The following is an 18,000-nucleotide window of genomic DNA, read 5'->3' on the forward strand; positions in this document are numbered from 1 at the left end:
GGATGTCGCCTCTAGCGCTGACCTTCGATCTCGCGGAGCACCGCGTCGGGATCGCTGCCGGACACCCGCGCCTTCGGCGATTCGGCCGGCGGCGCGGCGGCTTCCGCGACGGCCCGTCGCTGTCCCGCCTTGATGCTCTCCATCTCGGCGAGCTTGCTGCGGTAGGCGGCGTCGGTCGACGCCGCATCGGCACGCCGCGACGCGCCCGCCGCTTTCAACTCGCTCTTCGCGGCTTCGACGGACGCCGTGTCGATCTGCGCGGTCGCCGCGTTTGGATAGTCGCCGAGGAGCGGGTAGCCGTCGGGACCGAGCCGCTGTCCCGACGACGCCACCACGGGGATCTGTCGCAAGGCGAGACGCGACGGACCATCGCCGGGCAGAATCGACTGGCAGCCTGCCAAAGCCATGACGGTGCACGACACCGCGGCGAGGCTGCTCCCACGCATCTTCTTGATCATCGCGGATGTCCGCCTTCACCATGTTTCGCCTCGCTCATAGCGCAGCCGCCGACGCTTTGGAAGAAAAGCGTTCTGCGACGGCGGTGCAGCACAGCCAATGGGTGAACAAGACCGGAGGATTGTGCTTTTAAGAGAGGGGTCGAAGCTCGAGCGCCGAGATCTCGATGAAACGTCGCAGATGTTCGGTCCTCCCGTGCCGCCGACCTTTCGTCGGTGCACGGTTCGGCGGAACGGGGGACGTTGCATCGCGGCGGCGGGTCGTGCGGCGAGCCACACGAATGGCGTGCGGACCGAAGCCGGGAGGAAATGGGCATGGACGGCAACACACCGGGAAGCCAAGCCGAACCGAACGCCATGCCGCCCTTCGCGCCGCGGGATCCCGAAGCCTTCACGCGGAACATGGCCCATGTGATCGAGCATCTCGGCAAGGCCGCGGCGGCCTGGGTCGAGCCCCGCGAGCGCGGCGAGTCGGTCGACGACAGTCCGGTCAGCATCAAGCAACTCGTCACGACGCTGTCGAAGGTCGGCGACTACTGGATGTCGGACCCTTCGCGTCTGGTCGAGGCGCAGACCAAGCTGATGACCGGCTATCTCGACATCTGGGCGAAAGCTGTGAAGCGTCTGGGCGGCGAGGAGGAGGAGGCCAAGACCGAAACGCTGCAGCCCGGTCGCGCGGACAAGCGCTTCGCCGATCCCGCCTGGCACGAGAACCTTCTCTACGACGTGCTGCGGCAGGTCTATCTCACGACCTCGACCTGGGCGGACGAGCTCGTCGAAAACGCCGAGGGTCTCGATCCCCATACAAGGCACAAGGCCGCCTTCTACGTTCGACAGATCTCGCACGCGCTCTCGCCGTCGAATTTTCTGCTGACCAATCCCGAGCTCTATCGCGAGACGCTGGAGTCGAACGGCGCCAATCTGGTGCGGGGTATGAAGATGTTCGCCGAGGACATGGCCGAGGGACGCGGGCAGCTTCGCATGCGCCATTCCGACGCCTCGTGCTTCACGGTCGGCCGCGACATGGCGACGACGCCGGGCAAGGTCGTCGCACAGAACCCGGTCTGCCAGATCATCCAATACACGCCGACGACCGAGACCGTTCTGGCGCGTCCGCTCCTGATCTGTCCGCCCTGGATCAACAAGTTCTATATTCTCGATCTCAACGCCCAGAAATCCTTCATCCGCTGGGCCGTCGCGGAAGGCCACACGGTCTTCGTGATCTCCTGGGTCAATCCCGACGAAAGCCACGCCGCCAAGGATTGGCGGGACTACATCCAGGACGGGATTCTCTTCGGGCTCGATACGATCGAGAAGGCGACGGGCGAGCGAGGCGCCAATCTCGTCGGCTACTGCGTCGGCGGAACGCTTCTCGCGGCGGCGGTGGCCTATCTCGCGGGCAAGGGCGACGACCGGATCCGGTCCGCGACCCTCCTGACGACGCAGGTCGACTTCACCCATGCCGGCGACCTCAAGGTCTTCGTCGACGAGGAGCAACTGGACCAACTCGCCAACAGCATGAAGGCGAAGGGCTATCTCGAAGGCTCGCGCATGGCGACCGCCTTCAACATGCTGCGGGCGGGCGACATGATCTGGCCCTACTTCGTCGACAACTATTTGAGGGGGAAGGAGCCGATGGCCTTCGACCTTCTCTACTGGAACGCCGATTCCACGCGCATGCCGCGGGCCAACCATCTCTTCTACCTGCGCAACTGCTATCTCGAGAACCGTCTCGCGACCGGGCGCATGGAGATCGACGGCATGCGGCTCGATCTGTCCAAGGTCGAGATACCGATCTACAATCTGGCGACCAAGGAGGATCACATCGCGCCGGCGCTCAGCGTCTACACGGGCAGCCTCCTGCTCGGGCCGAACGTGACCTTCGTCCTCACGGGCTCCGGCCACATCGCCGGCGTCGTCAATCCGCCGTCCAAGCCGAAATACCAGTATTGGACGAACGGCAAACCCTCGCCGGACGTGTCATTCGCCGAATGGCTCGCGAAGGCCGAGGAGAGCCCGGGCTCCTGGTGGCCGCATTGGCAACGCTGGATCGAACCGCTGTCCGGCGACCGCGTGCCTGCCCGCGAGCCCGGAGGCGGTCGGCTCGACATCATCGAGGACGCTCCGGGATCCTACGTCCTCGTCAAGAGCTGATCTGCGATCGGTGGACCGGCAAACCGATCCCGGCCGGACGTCCGGCCGCGTCGGGCTTGAAGCCGGACGCATTCGGTGCGACATCCAACACCGGAAGACGACGCCGGACATTCGCAGCCTGGACCGCCCATGACCACCTATCTCGAAGCCGAAGTGCTGCCGACGCGCAACACGGGCGCGATCCGCCTCTACGACGCCGAGGCGTTCGAGGGCATGCGCCGGGCTTGCCAGCTGACCGCACGGTGCCTCGACAGCCTCGCCGCCATCGTGAAGCCCGGCATCACGACCGAGGCGATCGACGCGCATGTCTTTCGCTTCGGCCTCGCCAACGGCGCCCTCCCCGCGACGCTGAACTACCGCGGCTACATGAAAAGCGTCTGCACCTCGATCAACCACGTCGTCTGCCACGGCATCCCGAACGACAAGCCGCTGCGCGACGGCGATATCGTGAACATCGACGTGACGTTGATCGTCGACGGCTATCATGGCGATGCCTCGCGCATGTACCCGGTCGGCAAGGTCAAGCGCGCGGGCGAGCGTCTGTGCGAGGTGACCTATCGCTCGCTGATGCTCGGCATCGCCGCGACCAAGCCAGGCGGACGAATGGGCGACATCGGAGCGGCCATCCAGGACTATGCCGAAGCCGAACGCTGCTCGGTGGTCCGTGACTTTTGCGGCCATGGCGTCGGCCGCCTCTTCCACGACGCGCCGAACGTCCTGCACTATGGACGTCGGGGCGAAGGCGCAGAGATTCGTCCCGGCATGATCTTCACGATCGAGCCGATGATCAATCTCGGTCGCCCGCATGTGAAGGTCCTGGCCGACGGATGGACCGCGGTCACCCGCGACCGCACCTTGTCGGCGCAGTACGAGCACACGGTCGGAGTCACCGAAACCGGTTGCGAGGTCTTCACCTTCTCGCCGGGTGGCCTCGATACGCCCGGCCTCGCCATCGATCCCTCCACCTTGCCGACGCTCTAGCGCCATGGACGAACCGGAGGACGACGAGCGACGTTCTCCGGGCCTTTCGGAATCCTCGACGTCGTCGCGCGGCGCTTCGAACCGGATCGAGAAGCACCACGACGGCCATCGCGATCGCCTGCGCGAGCGTTTCGCCGAGGCGGGGCCTGCAGCCCTCGCGGACTACGAGCTTCTCGAACTCGTTCTCTTCCGCACCATCCCGCGACGCGACGTGAAGCCGATCGCCAAGGCCTTGATGAAGCGCTTCGGCTCGCTGTCGGAGGTGCTGAATGCGCCAGCCGCCCGCCTGTCGGAAATCGCCGGCATGGGGGCGGCCTCCGCTCTCGATCTCACGATCCTCGCCGCGCTCAACGCGCGGGCCTTGCGCTCCGGCGTGATCGAGCGGGAGGTCCTGTCGTCCTGGGCGGCCGTTCTCGCCTATTGCAAGGCGGCGATGGCCTACGAGGCGCGCGAGCAGTTCCGCATCCTGTTTCTCGACAAGAAGAACGCTCTGATCGCCGACGAAGTGCAGCAGACCGGAACGGTGGACCATACGCCGGTCTACCCGCGCGAGGTGGTGCGCCGAGCGCTGGAACTGTCCGCGACCGCCGTCATCCTCGTCCACAACCATCCCTCGGGCGACCCCACGCCCTCGCGGGCCGACATCGAGATGACCAAGACCATCGTCGAAACCGCCAAGCCGCTCGGGATCGCCGTCCACGATCACATCATCGTCGGCCGGTCCGGCCATGCCAGCCTCAAGGGGCTCCGACTGATGTGACCTGCGCCGGCCGGGCGGGGCCGAGAGGCCAGCGCCCTGCCCGCGACCGTGCGCCGATGTCAGTGGAGATGGCCGATGTCGCGCACCAGGCGAACCTCGCGCGGGCCGATCAGCCCGGCATGCATGACCCGCACCGAATAGATCGCGGCCTCCACCTCGCGCTCCCAGTGGGCGAGGAAGCGCTTCAGCCGCGGATAGTCCGGGGCGAGATCGGCGAACTGCCAGTGAAAGGTCTGCAGGAAGGAAGGGTGGTCCGGCATCCGGTAGAGGATCTCGGCCGTCGTCAGGCCGTATCCGCCGAGCATCTTCTGGAAGTCCGGGTCTGCAACGCGTTTTTGCATCGACACGCTCCATCTCGTCGCCGGTGGAGAATGCCATGCCGGCCTCAGAATGCTGCGCCTGAAATGGTTAATCGAATCTAAATCGCTGAACCCGAAGAGAGCAAGGCGCAAAACGGCATCTTCAATAGTCGCCGTCGCCGACGAGACCGGTCAGGAACGCCTGTGCGTCCCGCCGAGCGGCGGCGACCTTGTCGGGTGCCATCCGGTCGAGCGTCGCATAGGGCCGCTGGAGCCTCTGATTGCGGGAAAGCTTGTCGCGGTTGCGCGCCAGGAAGTCCCAGTAGAGCGGGTTGAAGGGACAGGCGCCCTCGCCCTGCTTGACCTTCGGCGAATAGACGCAGGAGCGGCAGTAGTCGGACATCTTGTCGATGTAGTTGCCCGACGCGGCATAGGGCTTGGACGCGAAGAGCCCATCGTCCGCATAGAGGATCATCCCGACCACATTCGGCATTTCGACCCATTCGTAGGCGTCGTGGTAGACGACGAGAAACCATTCCTGGACCTCGACGGGATCGAGACCGGCGAGGAGGCAGAAGTTGCCGATCACCATCAGTCGCTGGATGTGGTGGGCATAGGCATTCGCCCGCGTCTCGGCGATCGACTGCCGCAGGCAATTGAGGTCGGTGTCGCCGGTCCAGAAGAAGTCCGGCAACGGCCGACGGGCATCGAGAGCGTTTCGCGCGCCGTAGCCGGGCATTTCCCGCCAATAGATGCCGCGCACGAACTCCCGCCAACCGATGATCTGGCGCACGAAACCCTCGACGGCGTTGATCGGCGCATCGCCGTCGAGATAGGCCGCCTCCGCCCGTCGGCAGCATTCCAGGGGATCGAGAAGACCGCAATTGATCAGAGCCGAGAGGTGCGAGTGAAACAGCAGCGGCTCTCCCTGCCGCATCGCATCCTGGTAGGTGCCGAAGTTCGGCAGCGCCACGAAGACGAACCAGTCGAGATAGGCGAGCGCGTCCTCCCGCGTGACCGGATAGTCGAACATGTCGAGATCGCCGAAATGATTGCCGAACCGCTGCGCGACGAGACCGAGTATCGCTTCCGTCGTGTCATCCGGTGGAAAGTCCGGCCGCCTCGGCGCATCGATCGTCTTCGGCAGCGCCTCGCGGTTCTCCGCGTCGAAGTTCCAGCGCCCGCCCACCGGCTTGTCGCCCGCCATGAGAAGCCCGGTCCGACGCCGCATCTCCCGATAGAAGAACTCCATTCGGAGCCCGCGCTGCGCACCCGCCCAGAGCTCGAAATCCTCGTGCGAGCAGAGGAACCGCGTGTCGGACCTGATCTCGACGGGGATGCCGAGGTCCTTCGACCAGCCGCGCATCATCTCCGCGACGCGCCACTCACCCGGCTCCGTCACGACGACCTTTCCCGCACGATGGCGCTCCACCGCGCGCGCGAGTTCCGACCCGAAGGAACCGCCGTTCTCGGGATCGTCGAGCCGGATGTAATCGACCACGACGCCCCGCGCGCGCAACGCGTCTGCGAAATGCCGCATGGCCGAGAAGAGGAAGGCGATCTTGCGCTTGTGATGGCGGACATAGGTCGCCTCCTCGCCGACCTCCGCCATCAGCACCACGTCGCCCTCCCGAAGATCTCGGAGCGTCGGGATCGCTTCGGACAACTGGTCGCCGAGAACGAAGCGGATCGTGGGGGTCGGCCGGCTCAGTTGCGTGCGACCCGCAGCGTCGAGCGCCCGCCGTCGATCGCGATGACCTGACCCGTGATCCAGGTACCGCCGGTGAGGAGAAGTTCGGCCATGGCGGCCATGTCGTCGGCCTCACCGAGCCGGGGGATCGGATGCAGCTTCGCGACGGCCTCCGCCATTCGCTCGTTGCCCGCGACCTTCTGCCCGAGCGGCGTCTGCGTCAGGGAGGGTGCGATCGCATTGACGCGAATGGACGGGGCGTATTCCGCCGCCAACGAGCGAACGAGTCCGACGACCGCGCCCTTCGCCATCGCGATGGACGCGTGCGCCGCAAACCCCTGATCCACCGCCACGGTCGAGAACATGACGACGCTGGCGCCGCCGTCCGCAGCCTTCAACGCCGGCAGCAAGGCTTGAACCGCTTTCGCAGCACCCAGCGCGTTGATCTTGAAATCGCTCAAGAAGTCGTCGTCCTTCAAGCGTTCGAACGGCTTCAGGGTGATGGTGCCGACGGCGTAGAGAAGACCATCCAGCCGAGAACCCGCCATCTCGGCGAGTTGGCCTCCGAGATCAGCCGACAGCACATCCGCGATGCCCGTGGCTCCCCCGATCTCGTCGGCAAGGGCCGCAAGGCCCGCTTGATCGCGGCCGGCCAGGACCAGATCGTGCCCCGCCTTCGCCAGACGTCGCGCGGTCGCCTCGCCGATGCCCCCGCTGGCACCGAGGATCAGATATCGTCCCATGAAGATCTCCCCATTCGCCGGCGGCACATGCACCGAGGAACGGCGACATCAAGTGCGGCGGGACAGCGCGGTCCCTGTTCGATCCGGACGAGCGCCCGAAGTGACGGGCGAAACGGAGGACATGATGCGTCGAAAAGCCGACCTGCCGGTCAAGATCTGCGCGCAGTGTGCGCGTCCGATGGTCTGGCGCAAGAAGTGGGAGCGGACCTGGGAGACGGTCAAATACTGCTCCGAGCGATGCCGACGAGACGCCAAAAAGACAGTTTCCAAGCCTTAGGCATCAACAAGATGAATTGCTTACAGCCGACCTCTCATGCGCCATGAGAGGGAAGAAAGCCACCGGCGGCGGCGAGAGCGTCCGGCGTATCCACGTCGAGACCCGCCGCCGGGCCGATCTCGACGTCGCGAACGAGTTCGCAATGCGCGGAGATGAGAGGCTTGGCTCCGACGTCTCCGCTGAGTTTCATCACGTCGCCCGCCAGGGTCGACGGGAGAATGACCGGATTGGCACGGCGTCCCTCGTCCGTCGCCACGACGATCGATCCCGCGCCGGCGGGCCGGAACGTCCGGATCAACCGGTCGAGATCCGACGCCGTCAGCTGCGGCTGGTCGGCAAGCAGCACGAGAAGTCCCTCGGCCGGCCGTTCGGCGGTCAGCGAGGCCTCAAAGCCACGCTTCAGGGATGTGGACAGACCTTCGGCATGGTTCGCATTCTCGTGGATCTCGACGTCCAGCCCCAACAGCGCCTCGGCGATCTCGCGTCCACGATGCCCGACCACCACACGGACGCGCCGCACGCGGCTGGCCAGCGCGGTTTCGACCGTTCGGCGGATCAGGGGCACCCCGTCGAACAGCGCCAGGAGCTTGTGATGTTCGCCCATCCGGCTCGACCGGCCTGCGGCGAGGACGATCGCATCGACCACCGGTCCAGGCGTCGGCTTCACCGGCTCGCGGGGCGCGGGCCGTGTCGCGATCTCCATCAGGAGCCCGCCGACTCCCATCTTGCGGATATCTTCACCCGATACGTCGACATCGCAAAGCAAACGGTTGAGGATCCAATCGAATCCGTTTTCCTTGATGCTCCTTGCACAGCCCGGCGCACCAAGCAGCGGGCGTCCGTCTCGCTCGGCCAGAAGGAGCAGATTGCCGGGATCGACGGGCATGCCGAGATGCAGAACGCGACCGCCGGATCTGACGACGGCGGCCGGGATGACGTCTTCGATATCGATCACGGCGGACGCTCCGAAGACCACGGTGAGGTCTGCCGGTGGCAAGGCTGCAAGAGCCGCCGTCAGCGCTTCGGTGCGATGAGCGCAGCGCTCTTCCGCGATCACCGTCGATCCCGAAGGCTTCAGTCGAGCCTCGAGCACGCGGCGTGTCTTGTCGAGCACGCTCTTCTTGATGCCGGGCAGTTCCGTCTGCACGAGCCCGATGCGAAGGGCGCGAAAGGGCGCGACGCGGAAGGCGGCATCCGAGCCGATCAGAGAGAGCGCCGCTTCCACGGACGACCCGGCGACCGCGAGCGGAATGATCTTCACCGTCGCGACCATCCGGCCCGGCTCGACCGGCGCGAAGGCCGGCAAGGTGGCGAGCGTGATGCCGGGATCGACGGCGTTGATGGCGTCGACGAGCCCCGTGTCGGGCAGGAAGAGACCGGCGGCCTCCGCGAAGAAGTTGACCCGTCCCGTTCCCGCCGGTCCGGCCTTCACGGCGCTTCCGCCGACATGGGAAAGCCGTTCGGCCGCATCGTCCTCCGAAAGGTCTCCGTCATCGAGACAGGCCGCGACGATGTCGGAAAGACCGGCCTCCTCCAGGCGCCGCAGATCGGGGACCGTCAGGCGGTGACCCTTGGGCAGCCGCCCGCCTTCGAGCTTGGCGGCATGGGCGAGGATGGCGCCCTCCGCATCCGCGAGCGGAACGCGCCCGAACTTCACGAGGCGTCCATCGCGACCGATCGGCGGCGCAACGCGCGGATGATCGAGCCGAGCACCGCGACCGCGATCTCCGCCGGCGTGGCGGCCCCGATGTCGAGCCCGATCGGTGCCTCGATGCGTGGGAGTTGGTCTGCCGTCGCTCCGGCGGCGGTCAGGCGTTCGAGGCGCTTGGCGTGGGTCTTCCGGCTTCCGAGCGCGCCGATGTAGAAACAGTCGGCATCAAGGGCGGCCTTGAGGGGGATGTCGTCGATCTTCGGATCGTGCGTGACGGCGACGAGCGCGGTGTAGGCGTCGAGCGGACGGCGCTTCAGGACGTCCTCCGGCCACTCGGCCGCAAGCGCAACGCCGGGAAACCGCTCCGGCGTCGCAAATGCCGTCCGGGGATCCACGATGTCGACGTCAAGGCCGGCCAGCCGGGCCATCGGAGCCAGCGCCTGGCTGATGTGCACGGCGCCGATGATGAGGATGCGCGCGGGCGGAACATCGACGTTGAGGAAGATCTCGGCCTCGCCGACACGCACCAGCCCAGACTTGCCGGCCCGAAGCGCCTTGCCGATCTCGTCGGCCAGCGGGTCGCCCGAGACCTCCGCCTCCCGCACGATGCGGCTGACCCCCGAAGCGAGATCGGTCACCTGAACCACGGCACGACGCGCTCGACGTTCCGCGTTGATCGATGACAAAAGATCGATATGCATCAGCGCCTTGCCTCGATCGGCTCGACATAGACGCGAATGCGCCCGCCACAGGAGAGGCCGACACGCCACGCCGTTTCGTCCGCCACGCCGAACTCCAGCATGCGCGGCGTACCGGCCTCGATCGCGTCGACCGCCTCCGTCACGACGGCTCCTTCCACGCACCCGCCGGACACCGAGCCCTCGAAGCGCCCCTCCTCGTCGATCACGAGGCGGCTCCCGGCGGGCCGGGGTGCCGAACCCCAGGTTTCCACGACGGTTGCGATCGCGAGCCGGCGGCCTTCGCCGGCCCAGGCCTCGGCCGTGGCCAGGATGTCGAGTTCGGACGAAATCGTGTCGGACACGGTGCGTTTCCTTCGCTCAGGCCGCCATGGCGGCGTCGGCGGCGTCGATCCAGCGTCGGGGATCGGTCGAGGGACCGCCCGTGCCGGAGAGAGCCGAACAGAGATCGGTCATCGCCGCCAGCGAATGCACCGACCGGAACTCGTCGACATGTGGCAGCATGGCGCGCACGCCCCTTGCCCGCGCCGAAAAGCCGTCGAAGCGAAGGAGCGGGTTCAGCCAGATCAGGCGACGACAGCTCTTGTGCAGCCGCTCCATCTCCGCTTCGAGTTCGACGATCGAATCGCGCTCCAGACCGTCCGTGATGAGCAGCACCACGGCGCCCTGCGTCAGCACCCGGCGCGACCAGCGCAGGTTGAAGCCGTGCAGCGCCTCCGCGATGCGCGTGCCGCCGGACCAGTCCTTGACCGCGCCCGCGCATTCGTCGAGCGCATCGTCGGGGTCCCGGTGACGCATCTGCCGCGTGACGTTGGTCAACCGAGTGCCGAACAGAAACGCGTGGACGTGTCGCCGCTGTTCCGTCAGCGCATGCAGAAAGTGCAGGAAGATCCGCGTGTACTGGCTCATCGAGCCGGATATGTCGGCGATCACCACCAGCGGCGGATGCACCTCCCGGCGGGAACGATATTTCGGCAGGATCAGGGCGCCGCCGGTCCGCAGGGAGGCCTGCATCATCCGGCGGGGATCGATGCGCACGCCGCGCGGATCGGGCGTGAAGCGTCGCGTCCGCACGAAATCGGCCGGCAGGCGCAGATCGGCGATCGCGCGCTTGGCGGTTTCGATTTCGGCCGCCGACATCTGCGCGAAATCCTTGGCGCGCAGCACCTCCGCTTCGGACACGGTGAGGCTGGCGTCGATTTCGATCTCCGGCCGCGTCTGCTCCGTCTCCCGGCGTTTGGCACCTTCGAACAGCGCATCCGCGACGCGGCTCTCACCGGCCCTCTTCTTGTCCGGGGCGACGTCGCGCGGCGGGGCCTTCGGCGAGAACATGGCGATCATCTTCTCGATCAGCTCGCGCGAGCGCCAGAACAGCCGGAAGGCCTCGTCGAAGACGGCGTCGTCCTCGCGCCGGGTGACGAGAACGCAGTGGAGCGTCCAGTAGAAATCGTCGCGCGAACCGATGCCGGCCGCCTTCACCGCCGCGATCGCATCCAGCGTCGCCGCCGGGCCGAGTTTCAGGCCGGCCCTGCGAAGCGTGCGCGCGAAATAGGCGATGTTGTCGGCGAGCCGTCCTTCGGGCGCCGCCCTGTCCGGCATCGGCATCTCCGCCTCCCGGTCCCGGTTCAACATGGCCCGCCTCAGCCCGCCGCCTGGAGGCCGCGCCGCACCTCTGCGAGGATCTCGCGGCCCTCGCCCTTTTCCAGGCGCGCGATGTCGTCCTGGTACTTCAGGAGAACGCCGAGCGTGTCGGAGACATGGGCCGGATCGAGCGCGACGGCGTTCAGCTCCGTCAGCGCGTTCGCCCAGTCGATGGTCTCGGCGACACCCGGCGCCTTGAAGAGATCGATCTTGCGCAGCCGCTGCACGAAGGCGACGAGCTCTGCGGCGAGTTCGGCATTGGCGCGCGGCGCCTTGCGGCGAACGATCTCCAGTTCGCGATCCGAAGCGGGATAATCGACCCAGTGATAGAGGCAGCGGCGCTTCAGCGCATCGTGGATCTCGCGGGTGCGGTTCGTGGTGATGATCACGATCGGCGGCTCGGCGGCTCTGATGGTGCCAAGCTCCGGAATGGTCACCTGGTTGTCGGACAGAACCTCCAGGAGAAAGGCCTCGAACGCCTCGTCGGTGCGGTCGAGTTCGTCGATGAGAAGCACCGGCGCGCGGCCAGGCGCACCGTCCAGCGCCTGCAGGATCGGGCGGCGGATGAGGAAGCGCTCGGAGAAGATATCCGAGCGCATCGCGTCCTTCGACGTGTCGCCGGAGGCTTCCCGCATCCGGATCTCGATCATCTGCGCGGCATAGTTCCACTCGTACAACGCCGAGGAGACGTCGAGCCCTTCGTAACATTGCAGCCGGATCAGCGGCCGGTCGAGGGCGGAGGCGAGGACCTTGGCGATCTCGGTCTTTCCGACGCCCGCCTCGCCTTCGAGGAAGAGGGGCCGCCCCATTCGCAGCGACAGGAAGAGCACCGTCGCCAGCGCCCGGTCGGCGACGTAGTTCTCGCGATCGAGCATCGCCTCGGTCGCATCGATCGAATCCGGAACGGCATGGGGATCGGACAAGGGAGCACTTCCTCCGGATCGCAGGCCCGCGATACGGCCGCGCGGCCCCTTCAATATGAGCGTCGAAGCCAGAACCGCAAGCGGACCTCTTCAGACGTGCCGGTAGGCACGATCGAGATAGACGAGCGCTTCGTCCGGCTGGCCGAGCGCGACCGCGACGACCTCGCCGATGAAGACGTGATGCGTCGCGACGATGCGCGAGTCGATGAGCCGGCAGTCGAACGAGACCAGCGCGTCGACGAGGACCGGCGCCTGCGTCGAGAGCCGCGTCCAGGGGGCGGCGCCGAACCGCTCCTCCGGTGTCAGATTGCCCTCGCCCGAGAACTTGCGGGCAACGTGTTCGTGACGCCGTCCGAGAACATTGACGGCGAAGCAGCCATTGCCGTCGAAGCGGGCATTGGCGGCATTCGAAGCGTTCAGGCAGACGAGGAGGCTGGCGGGACTGTCCGACACGGAGACGACCGAGGTCGCCGTGACGCCCCGGCGGCCGGTTGGCCCGTCGGTCGCCACGAGATGCACCGCGGCTGCGAAGCGGCTCATCGCATCGCGAAACAGCAGCGGTTCGATCGTCGGCGTCGTCAGCAAGGCGCTGCCCTCTCGGCTGGATCTGCGGACCGGCCGCGAGGATCGCGGCTCGGCATGGCCTGACATAGGGCGATCTCGCGCGATTCGCACGCGCAACCGCGACGCAGGACCTTCGCATCGCAACAACGCGGGGTATCGTCAGGACGGATCGCCGTCGAGCTCGATATAGCGTCGGAAGATGCCGTCCTCGTTGAACGGGATCCGCCGCTCGGAGGCGAGATACGCGGCGATCCGCGGCCGGGCGCGGATCCGGGCCCGGAGCGAGGAAAGGTTCGGATAAAGCGACGCTAGGTTGGAGCTCGCGCGGGGAAAGGCGTAGGACAGCCCCTCCATCACCTGGAAGAGCGAGAGATCGACCGTCGTGGTTTCGCCGGTGATCGCATGGTCGGACCCGGCCGGATTTCGCTCGAGAACCGTTTCGAAATACCCGAGATACTTCGGCATGCGGTCCCGGCGGAACTCGGCCGCCTTCGCCTTGGCTTCATCGAGCTGGTCTTCGTAATAGCGGCTCGTCGCGACGGGATGGTGCGTGTCGTGCACCTCCGAGACGAGGTCGGCGATCGTTAGCTGAAGACCGTGCGCCACGAGACGAAGGGCGGGATCGCCCGGCAAAAGTCCGTGCTTCGTGCCGAGGTGAAGAAGGATGTTGCCCACGTGCGACAGGAGGAGATCGCCGTCTTCGAGGAAGGGCGGCGCAAAGGGAAGCGATGCGCCACGCCCCTTCTCCATCCGCCGAAACATCGCGGGCAGTCCGAGACCCGCCTCGTCCGAACCCCGCGCGACGTCGACATAGTCCGCGCCGGCTTCTTCCAGCGCGAGGCGGACGAACTCGCCGCGCCCCTGGATGCCCGGCCAATAGTAGAGCCGATACGACATGCGATCTCCTCTCGCTGCAATTTCGATCGCGCCCGACGATCGAAGCGATCGGGCGCCGGCGGATCGCGTCTCGAATTCGCGGTGAATTGGCGCTAGCCTTCCGGCATGGCAACTCGTCACAGTCTCGCAGCTCTCGTTTTCGCCGCGGTCTCGTCCTTCGGCCGGCCCCAGGCCTTCGCCGCGGATGCTTTGATCGGCGTCGCCGCGCCGACGAGCGGTCCCGCCGCGGTGCTCGGCGCGCAGGTCGCAGCCGGCGCCCGGCGGGCGATGGCCGCAGCCCCCGCGGCAAAGCGTCTTGAGATCGATACGCGCTGCACCGAAGAGGGCGGACGGGAGGCCGCCCAGCGCTTCGTCGCCGCCAAGGTCGGCGTGGTCACCGGTTTCGTCTGCACCGAAGCGCTGGAGGCCGCGCTTCCGATCCTCGCCGCCGCCGGGATCCCGACGATCACCTCCGGTGTCAGGGCGACGCGCCTGACCGATCGGCGGGCGAAATCGGGCGCTCTCCTCTGGCGCGTCGCGCCGCGTTCGGACGCAGCGGCGGAGGCGCTCGCCGGGGCCGTCTCGGCCCGCTGGAAGGATCGCCCCTTCGGACTCGTGGACGACGGATCGGTGGACGGGCGCGGCCTCGCCGACGCCGTGCGGTCACGCCTCGAAGCAGCCGGGGCCAAGCCGATCCTGGTCGACACGTTCAGGCCCGCCGACGAGAAGCAGTTCGGTCTCGTCCGGCGCATTCTCGCCAGCGGAGTGACGCGGGTCGTCATCGCGGGCGACCGGCCGGACATCGCGATCATCGCACGGGATGCCGCCGCGAGCGGTCTCGTCCTGGACATCGTCGCCGGCGAGACGCTTCTCGACGAGCCCGGCGCGGTGCCCCTGCCCGAAGGCATCGTCGCCGTTGCGCCGGCTTGGCAATGGACATCCGCGGCGGATGGGACAGACGCGGGTTCGGAACCTCCGCCCGAGGAGCGCGAGGGCTATTTCGGACCCTCGCTCGCGGCGACCGAGATCGCTCTCGCCGCCGTCACGGACGCCCAACGCAGCGGCAGAACGCTCCGGGAGGTTCTCGACACGACACGCTTCTCCACCGCCCTCGGATTCGTGCGCTTCGATGCCAAGGGCGACGGCGATCTCGATCTCTACCGCACGTTTCGGTTCGACGGGACGACGTTCGTCCCGGAATCGGACGGCTGACCATGGAGCCGGGACGGGCCATGGGTCTGGGACAGGCCGGCACCCGCAATCTCCTGACCGACGTCGCGGGGCTTCGCGTCGGCCATGCGACGGATCGACGGCTGGCGAGCGGCACCACCGTCATCCTCTGCGACCGGCCCGCGACCGCCGCCGTTCATGTGGCCGGGGGCGCACCCGGCACGCGGGAGACCGATCTCCTGTCGCCGGAAAACACGGTGCAGGCCGTCGACGCTCTGGTTCTTTCCGGGGGTTCGGCCTTCGGCCTCGATGCCGCGTCCGGCGTCCAGGCCTTTCTGCGCGAAGCGGGGCGCGGCTTCGCCGTCGGTCCCCACCGTGTTCCGATCGTGCCCGCCGCGATCCTCTTCGATCTCGCCGCCGGCGGGGGCGAAACCTGGGGTCGATACCCGCCCTATCGCGAACTCGGCCACGAGGCGGCGCAGTCGGCGGGGCTGGATTTCGCCCTCGGCACCGTCGGCGCGGGAACGGGAGCCGTCACCGTCGATGTGAAGGGGGGCCTCGGCTCCGCTTCCGTCAGGCTGAACAGCGGCTTCACCGTGTCCGCTCTTGTGGCGGTGAACGCCCTCGGCAGCCCGCTCGTGGCCGGCGGACCCCATTTCTGGGCCGCTCCGTTCGAGATCGGAGCGGAGTTCGCGGGCCTCGGGCTTCCTCACCCGCTGCCGGCGACCGCGACGGTGCCGCGCACCAAGGCCGGCGCCTCCGAGCGGGCGAACACGACGATCGCCGTGATCGCGACGGATGCCGTCCTGACGAAAGCCGAGGCCAAGCGTCTCGCCATCGCCGCGCATGATGGATTTGCGCGCGCCCTCTGGCCCGCGCACACCGATTTCGACGGAGACCTCGTCTTCGCACTGGCGACAGGTGCGGTGGCACGAAAACCGGACGCCGGAGACCGGATCGAGATGGGCGCGGCCGCGGCCGCCGTCATGTCACGGGCGATTGCACGCGGCGTTCACGCGGCATTGCCGTCCGATGCCGATCGGGTTCCAGCCTGGATCGAGATCAGCGCGCGGCGGTGATCGCCGTCACCTCGTTCGGAGCGAGATCCTTGCTCATCCGCACCATGGTGCCGTCATCCTGCAAGTCACGCCCGTCGATCCGGAAACCGGCGGCTTCGTAATGACGGATGGTGTCGCCGAAGATCTCGTTCATCTGCAGGGAGATGCGGTTGCGCTTGCCGGCGCGCGCCTTCGCCTCGGCATGCCGCAGGAGACGTTGGCCGAGACCGGCGCCCTGCCAGTCCGGCGCCACCGCGACGCTCTCGATCAGGAGATCGTCCGCCCGCTCAACCGTCTGGATCAGCGCGACCATGTCACGGCTGTCGTAGAGAACGTCGACCTCGTTGTCGCGAACGGCGCGATCATAGTCCGCCGTCATCGGGATCGGCTCGCGGCCGAGCACCGGTATCCATTTGGCGTAGGCGGCCCGCACGAGTTCGAAGATGGCTTCGGCCTCGGCAGGTTTGGCGCGTTTGAGTTCGAACGGACTGGACATCGACATGCTGTGCATCCCCCGAGTGGATCAACATCGGCCGCTCCGACGCCATGAAGCTAAGATGGCTAACGGCTGTTAAGCAAGAGGCATCTCTGCCTACATTTGAGGCATATGCCCTCGCCATGTCCATGATGCGACGGGCCGAGCGCCGTTGAGGCGCGACGACGCGTCTGTTATGCCCCGGCCAACGTTTTCCCTCGAAAGTCCTGCCGATGATCCCGCGCTATTCCCGCCCCGACATGGTGGCCGTCTGGTCGCAGGAGCAGAAGTTCCGGATCTGGTTCGAGATCGAGGCCCATGCCTGCGAGGCGCTCGCCGAACTCGGCGTCATTCCGAAGGAGGCCGCGCGGAACATCTGGGAGAAGGGCCGTGCGGCGGTCTTCGACGTCGAGAAGATCGACGAGATCGAGCGCGTGACCAAGCACGACGTGATCGCGTTCCTGACCCATCTCGCTGAATTCATCGGCCCGGATTCGCGCTTCGTCCATCAGGGCATGACCTCGTCCGACGTGCTCGACACCTGCTTTTCCGTGCAGCTCGTCAAAGCGTCCGACATTCTGCTCGCCGATCTCGACGCCCTCCTGGCGGCGCTGGAAAGGCGCGCCTTCGAACACAAGGAGACGGTCACGATCGGCCGCTCGCACGGCATCCATGCCGAACCCGTGACCTTCGGCATCAAGCTCGCCTTTGCCCACGCCGAGTTCCAGAGATGCCGCGATCGCCTCGTCGCAGCCCGCGCGGACATCGCGACCTGCGCGATTTCGGGTGCCGTCGGCAGCTTCGCCAACATCGATCCCTTCGTCGAGGAGCATGTCGCCAAGGCCCTCGGCCTCACGCCGGAGCCGGTGTCGACGCAGGTGATCCCCCGCGACCGTCATGCCATGTACTTCGCGACGCTCGGCGTCATCGCCTCGTGCGTCGAGCGGCTGGCGATCGAGATCCGGCATCTCCAGCGCACCGAGGTCCTGGAAGCGGAGGAATATTTCGCGCCGGGGCAGAAGGGTTCGTCCGCCATGCCGCACAAGCGAAACCCGGTGCTCACCGAAAATCTGACGGGCCTCGCCCGCATGGTGCGCTCCTACGCGCTGCCGGCGATGGAGAATGTCGCGCTCTGGCACGAGCGGGACATCTCGCACTCTTCGGTCGAGCGCTATGTCGGTCCGGACGCGACGATCACCCTCGACTTCGCGCTCGCCCGCCTGACCGGGGTCGTGGACAAGCTCCTCGTCTATCCCGCCCGCATGGAAGGCAACATGAACCGCCTGGGCGGTCTCGTTCATTCGCAGCGCATTCTCCTGGCCCTCACCCAGAAAGGCGCGAGCCGGGAAGACGCCTACCGCCTCGTGCAGCGCAACGCGATGAAGGTCTGGGACAGCTATCAGGCGAACGGGACGGCCGAGGTCGACTTCCTCGACCAGCTGCTCGGCGACCCCGAGGTGACCGCCCTTTTGCCGGAGGCCGAGATCCGCGAGAAGTTCGACATCGGCTATCACACCAAGCATGTCGACACGATCTTCCGCCGCGTGTTCGGCCGGACGTGAGACCGCTGGCGTGGCGGGGGCCA

19 protein-coding genes are annotated in these 18,000 nt (G+C 66.9%); 7 read left to right on the forward strand and 12 right to left on the reverse strand.

The genetic code is table 11. The features are described 5' to 3' along the window. Positions 1-11: 11 nt before the first annotated feature. Positions 12-458, reverse strand: coding sequence for a hypothetical protein (locus tag ASG43_RS05835; RefSeq protein WP_056501667.1), 447 nt, complete (start codon positions 456-458; stop codon positions 12-14). A gap of 312 nt (positions 459-770) precedes the next feature. On the opposite strand from ASG43_RS05835, the gene phaC reads away from it, so the two are divergent. The 3 genes from phaC to radC all read left to right on the forward strand — a co-directional run bounded on the left by phaC (position 771) and on the right by radC (position 4,350). Continuing rightward, positions 771-2,609 (forward strand): class I poly(R)-hydroxyalkanoic acid synthase, encoded by a 1,839-nt coding sequence (phaC, locus tag ASG43_RS05840; RefSeq protein ID WP_056501669.1) that lies wholly within the window; start codon positions 771-773, stop codon positions 2,607-2,609. Positions 2,610-2,738: 129 nt separating this feature from the next. After that, a complete protein-coding gene (map, locus tag ASG43_RS05845; RefSeq protein WP_056501672.1) occupies positions 2,739-3,590 on the forward strand; it encodes a type I methionyl aminopeptidase in 852 nt (283 codons plus the stop codon). Positions 3,591-3,594: 4 nt separating this feature from the next. Further along, positions 3,595-4,350, forward strand: a complete 756-nt coding sequence (gene radC / locus ASG43_RS05850; protein ID WP_056501673.1) for a DNA repair protein RadC — start codon at positions 3,595-3,597, stop codon at positions 4,348-4,350. Positions 4,351-4,409: 59 nt separating this feature from the next. Here the strand turns inward: radC and ASG43_RS05855 are convergent, their stop codons facing one another. From ASG43_RS05855 to ASG43_RS05865, 3 genes are all read right to left on the reverse strand, one after another. Next, positions 4,410-4,691: a hypothetical protein gene (locus ASG43_RS05855; RefSeq protein WP_056501675.1), complete on the reverse strand. Its 282-nt coding sequence runs from the start codon at positions 4,689-4,691 to the stop codon at positions 4,410-4,412. A 121-nt stretch (positions 4,692-4,812) separates the two neighbouring features. After that, positions 4,813-6,360 carry a cryptochrome/photolyase family protein gene (locus tag ASG43_RS05860; RefSeq protein WP_056501681.1) on the reverse strand — a complete coding sequence of 516 codons (1,548 nt, stop codon included), beginning with the start codon at positions 6,358-6,360 and terminating at the stop codon, positions 4,813-4,815. Next, positions 6,357-7,082 (reverse strand): SDR family oxidoreductase, encoded by a 726-nt coding sequence (locus ASG43_RS05865; RefSeq protein ID WP_056501941.1) that lies wholly within the window; start codon positions 7,080-7,082, stop codon positions 6,357-6,359. The genes ASG43_RS05860 and ASG43_RS05865 overlap by 4 nt, the downstream gene beginning before the upstream one ends. Before the next feature lie 124 nt (positions 7,083-7,206). On the opposite strand from ASG43_RS05865, the gene ASG43_RS22030 reads away from it, so the two are divergent. Then, positions 7,207-7,359, forward strand: coding sequence for a DUF2256 domain-containing protein (locus ASG43_RS22030; RefSeq protein WP_082490687.1), 153 nt, complete (start codon positions 7,207-7,209; stop codon positions 7,357-7,359). 34 nt (positions 7,360-7,393) lie between these two features. Here the strand turns inward: ASG43_RS22030 and ASG43_RS05870 are convergent, their stop codons facing one another. From ASG43_RS05870 to ASG43_RS05900, 7 genes are all read right to left on the reverse strand, one after another. Next, positions 7,394-9,016, reverse strand: coding sequence for a molybdopterin-binding/glycosyltransferase family 2 protein (locus ASG43_RS05870; protein ID WP_056501684.1), 1,623 nt, complete (start codon positions 9,014-9,016; stop codon positions 7,394-7,396). Beyond that, positions 9,013-9,711 carry an XdhC family protein gene (locus tag ASG43_RS05875; protein WP_056501688.1) on the reverse strand — a complete coding sequence of 233 codons (699 nt, stop codon included), beginning with the start codon at positions 9,709-9,711 and terminating at the stop codon, positions 9,013-9,015. The genes ASG43_RS05870 and ASG43_RS05875 overlap by 4 nt, the downstream gene beginning before the upstream one ends. Next, positions 9,711-10,052 (reverse strand): XdhC family protein, encoded by a 342-nt coding sequence (locus ASG43_RS05880; protein WP_200939477.1) that lies wholly within the window; start codon positions 10,050-10,052, stop codon positions 9,711-9,713. Before ASG43_RS05880 ends, ASG43_RS05875 begins: the two co-directional genes overlap by 1 nt. 16 nt (positions 10,053-10,068) lie before the next feature. Continuing rightward, complete coding sequence (locus ASG43_RS05885; protein ID WP_244487997.1) at positions 10,069-11,307, reverse strand: VWA domain-containing protein; 1,239 nt, start codon at positions 11,305-11,307, stop codon at positions 10,069-10,071. 41 nt (positions 11,308-11,348) lie between these two features. Then, positions 11,349-12,272: a MoxR family ATPase gene (locus tag ASG43_RS05890; protein WP_056501693.1), complete on the reverse strand. Its 924-nt coding sequence runs from the start codon at positions 12,270-12,272 to the stop codon at positions 11,349-11,351. Positions 12,273-12,362: 90 nt separating this feature from the next. Beyond that, positions 12,363-12,857, reverse strand: a complete 495-nt coding sequence (locus tag ASG43_RS05895; protein WP_244487998.1) for a flavin reductase — start codon at positions 12,855-12,857, stop codon at positions 12,363-12,365. Positions 12,858-12,995: 138 nt separating this feature from the next. Then, positions 12,996-13,733: a glutathione S-transferase gene (locus ASG43_RS05900; protein ID WP_056501695.1), complete on the reverse strand. Its 738-nt coding sequence runs from the start codon at positions 13,731-13,733 to the stop codon at positions 12,996-12,998. Positions 13,734-13,838: 105 nt separating this feature from the next. Here ASG43_RS05900 and ASG43_RS05905 point away from each other — a divergent pair, with 105 nt between their 5' ends. Both ASG43_RS05905 and ASG43_RS05910 read left to right on the forward strand, forming a co-directional pair. Then, positions 13,839-14,924, forward strand: coding sequence for an ABC transporter substrate-binding protein (locus tag ASG43_RS05905; protein WP_056501697.1), 1,086 nt, complete (start codon positions 13,839-13,841; stop codon positions 14,922-14,924). A 26-nt stretch (positions 14,925-14,950) separates the two neighbouring features. Continuing rightward, the gene (locus ASG43_RS05910) at positions 14,951-15,961 is read left to right on the forward strand and encodes a P1 family peptidase (protein ID WP_056501949.1); all 1,011 of its coding nucleotides are present in this window, start codon (positions 14,951-14,953) and stop codon (positions 15,959-15,961) included. Here the strand turns inward: ASG43_RS05910 and ASG43_RS05915 are convergent. After that, positions 15,945-16,442: a GNAT family N-acetyltransferase gene (locus ASG43_RS05915; protein ID WP_162244684.1), complete on the reverse strand. Its 498-nt coding sequence runs from the start codon at positions 16,440-16,442 to the stop codon at positions 15,945-15,947. The genes ASG43_RS05910 and ASG43_RS05915 overlap by 17 nt on opposite strands. A 206-nt stretch (positions 16,443-16,648) precedes the next feature. Between ASG43_RS05915 and purB the strand changes: the two genes are divergently transcribed. Continuing rightward, positions 16,649-17,977 carry an adenylosuccinate lyase gene (gene purB / locus ASG43_RS05920; protein WP_056501702.1) on the forward strand — a complete coding sequence of 443 codons (1,329 nt, stop codon included), beginning with the start codon at positions 16,649-16,651 and terminating at the stop codon, positions 17,975-17,977. Positions 17,978-18,000: the final 23 nt, after the last annotated feature.

Source organism: Aureimonas sp. Leaf454 (genome assembly GCF_001424685.1).
GTDB lineage: Bacteria > Pseudomonadota > Alphaproteobacteria > Rhizobiales > Rhizobiaceae > Plantimonas.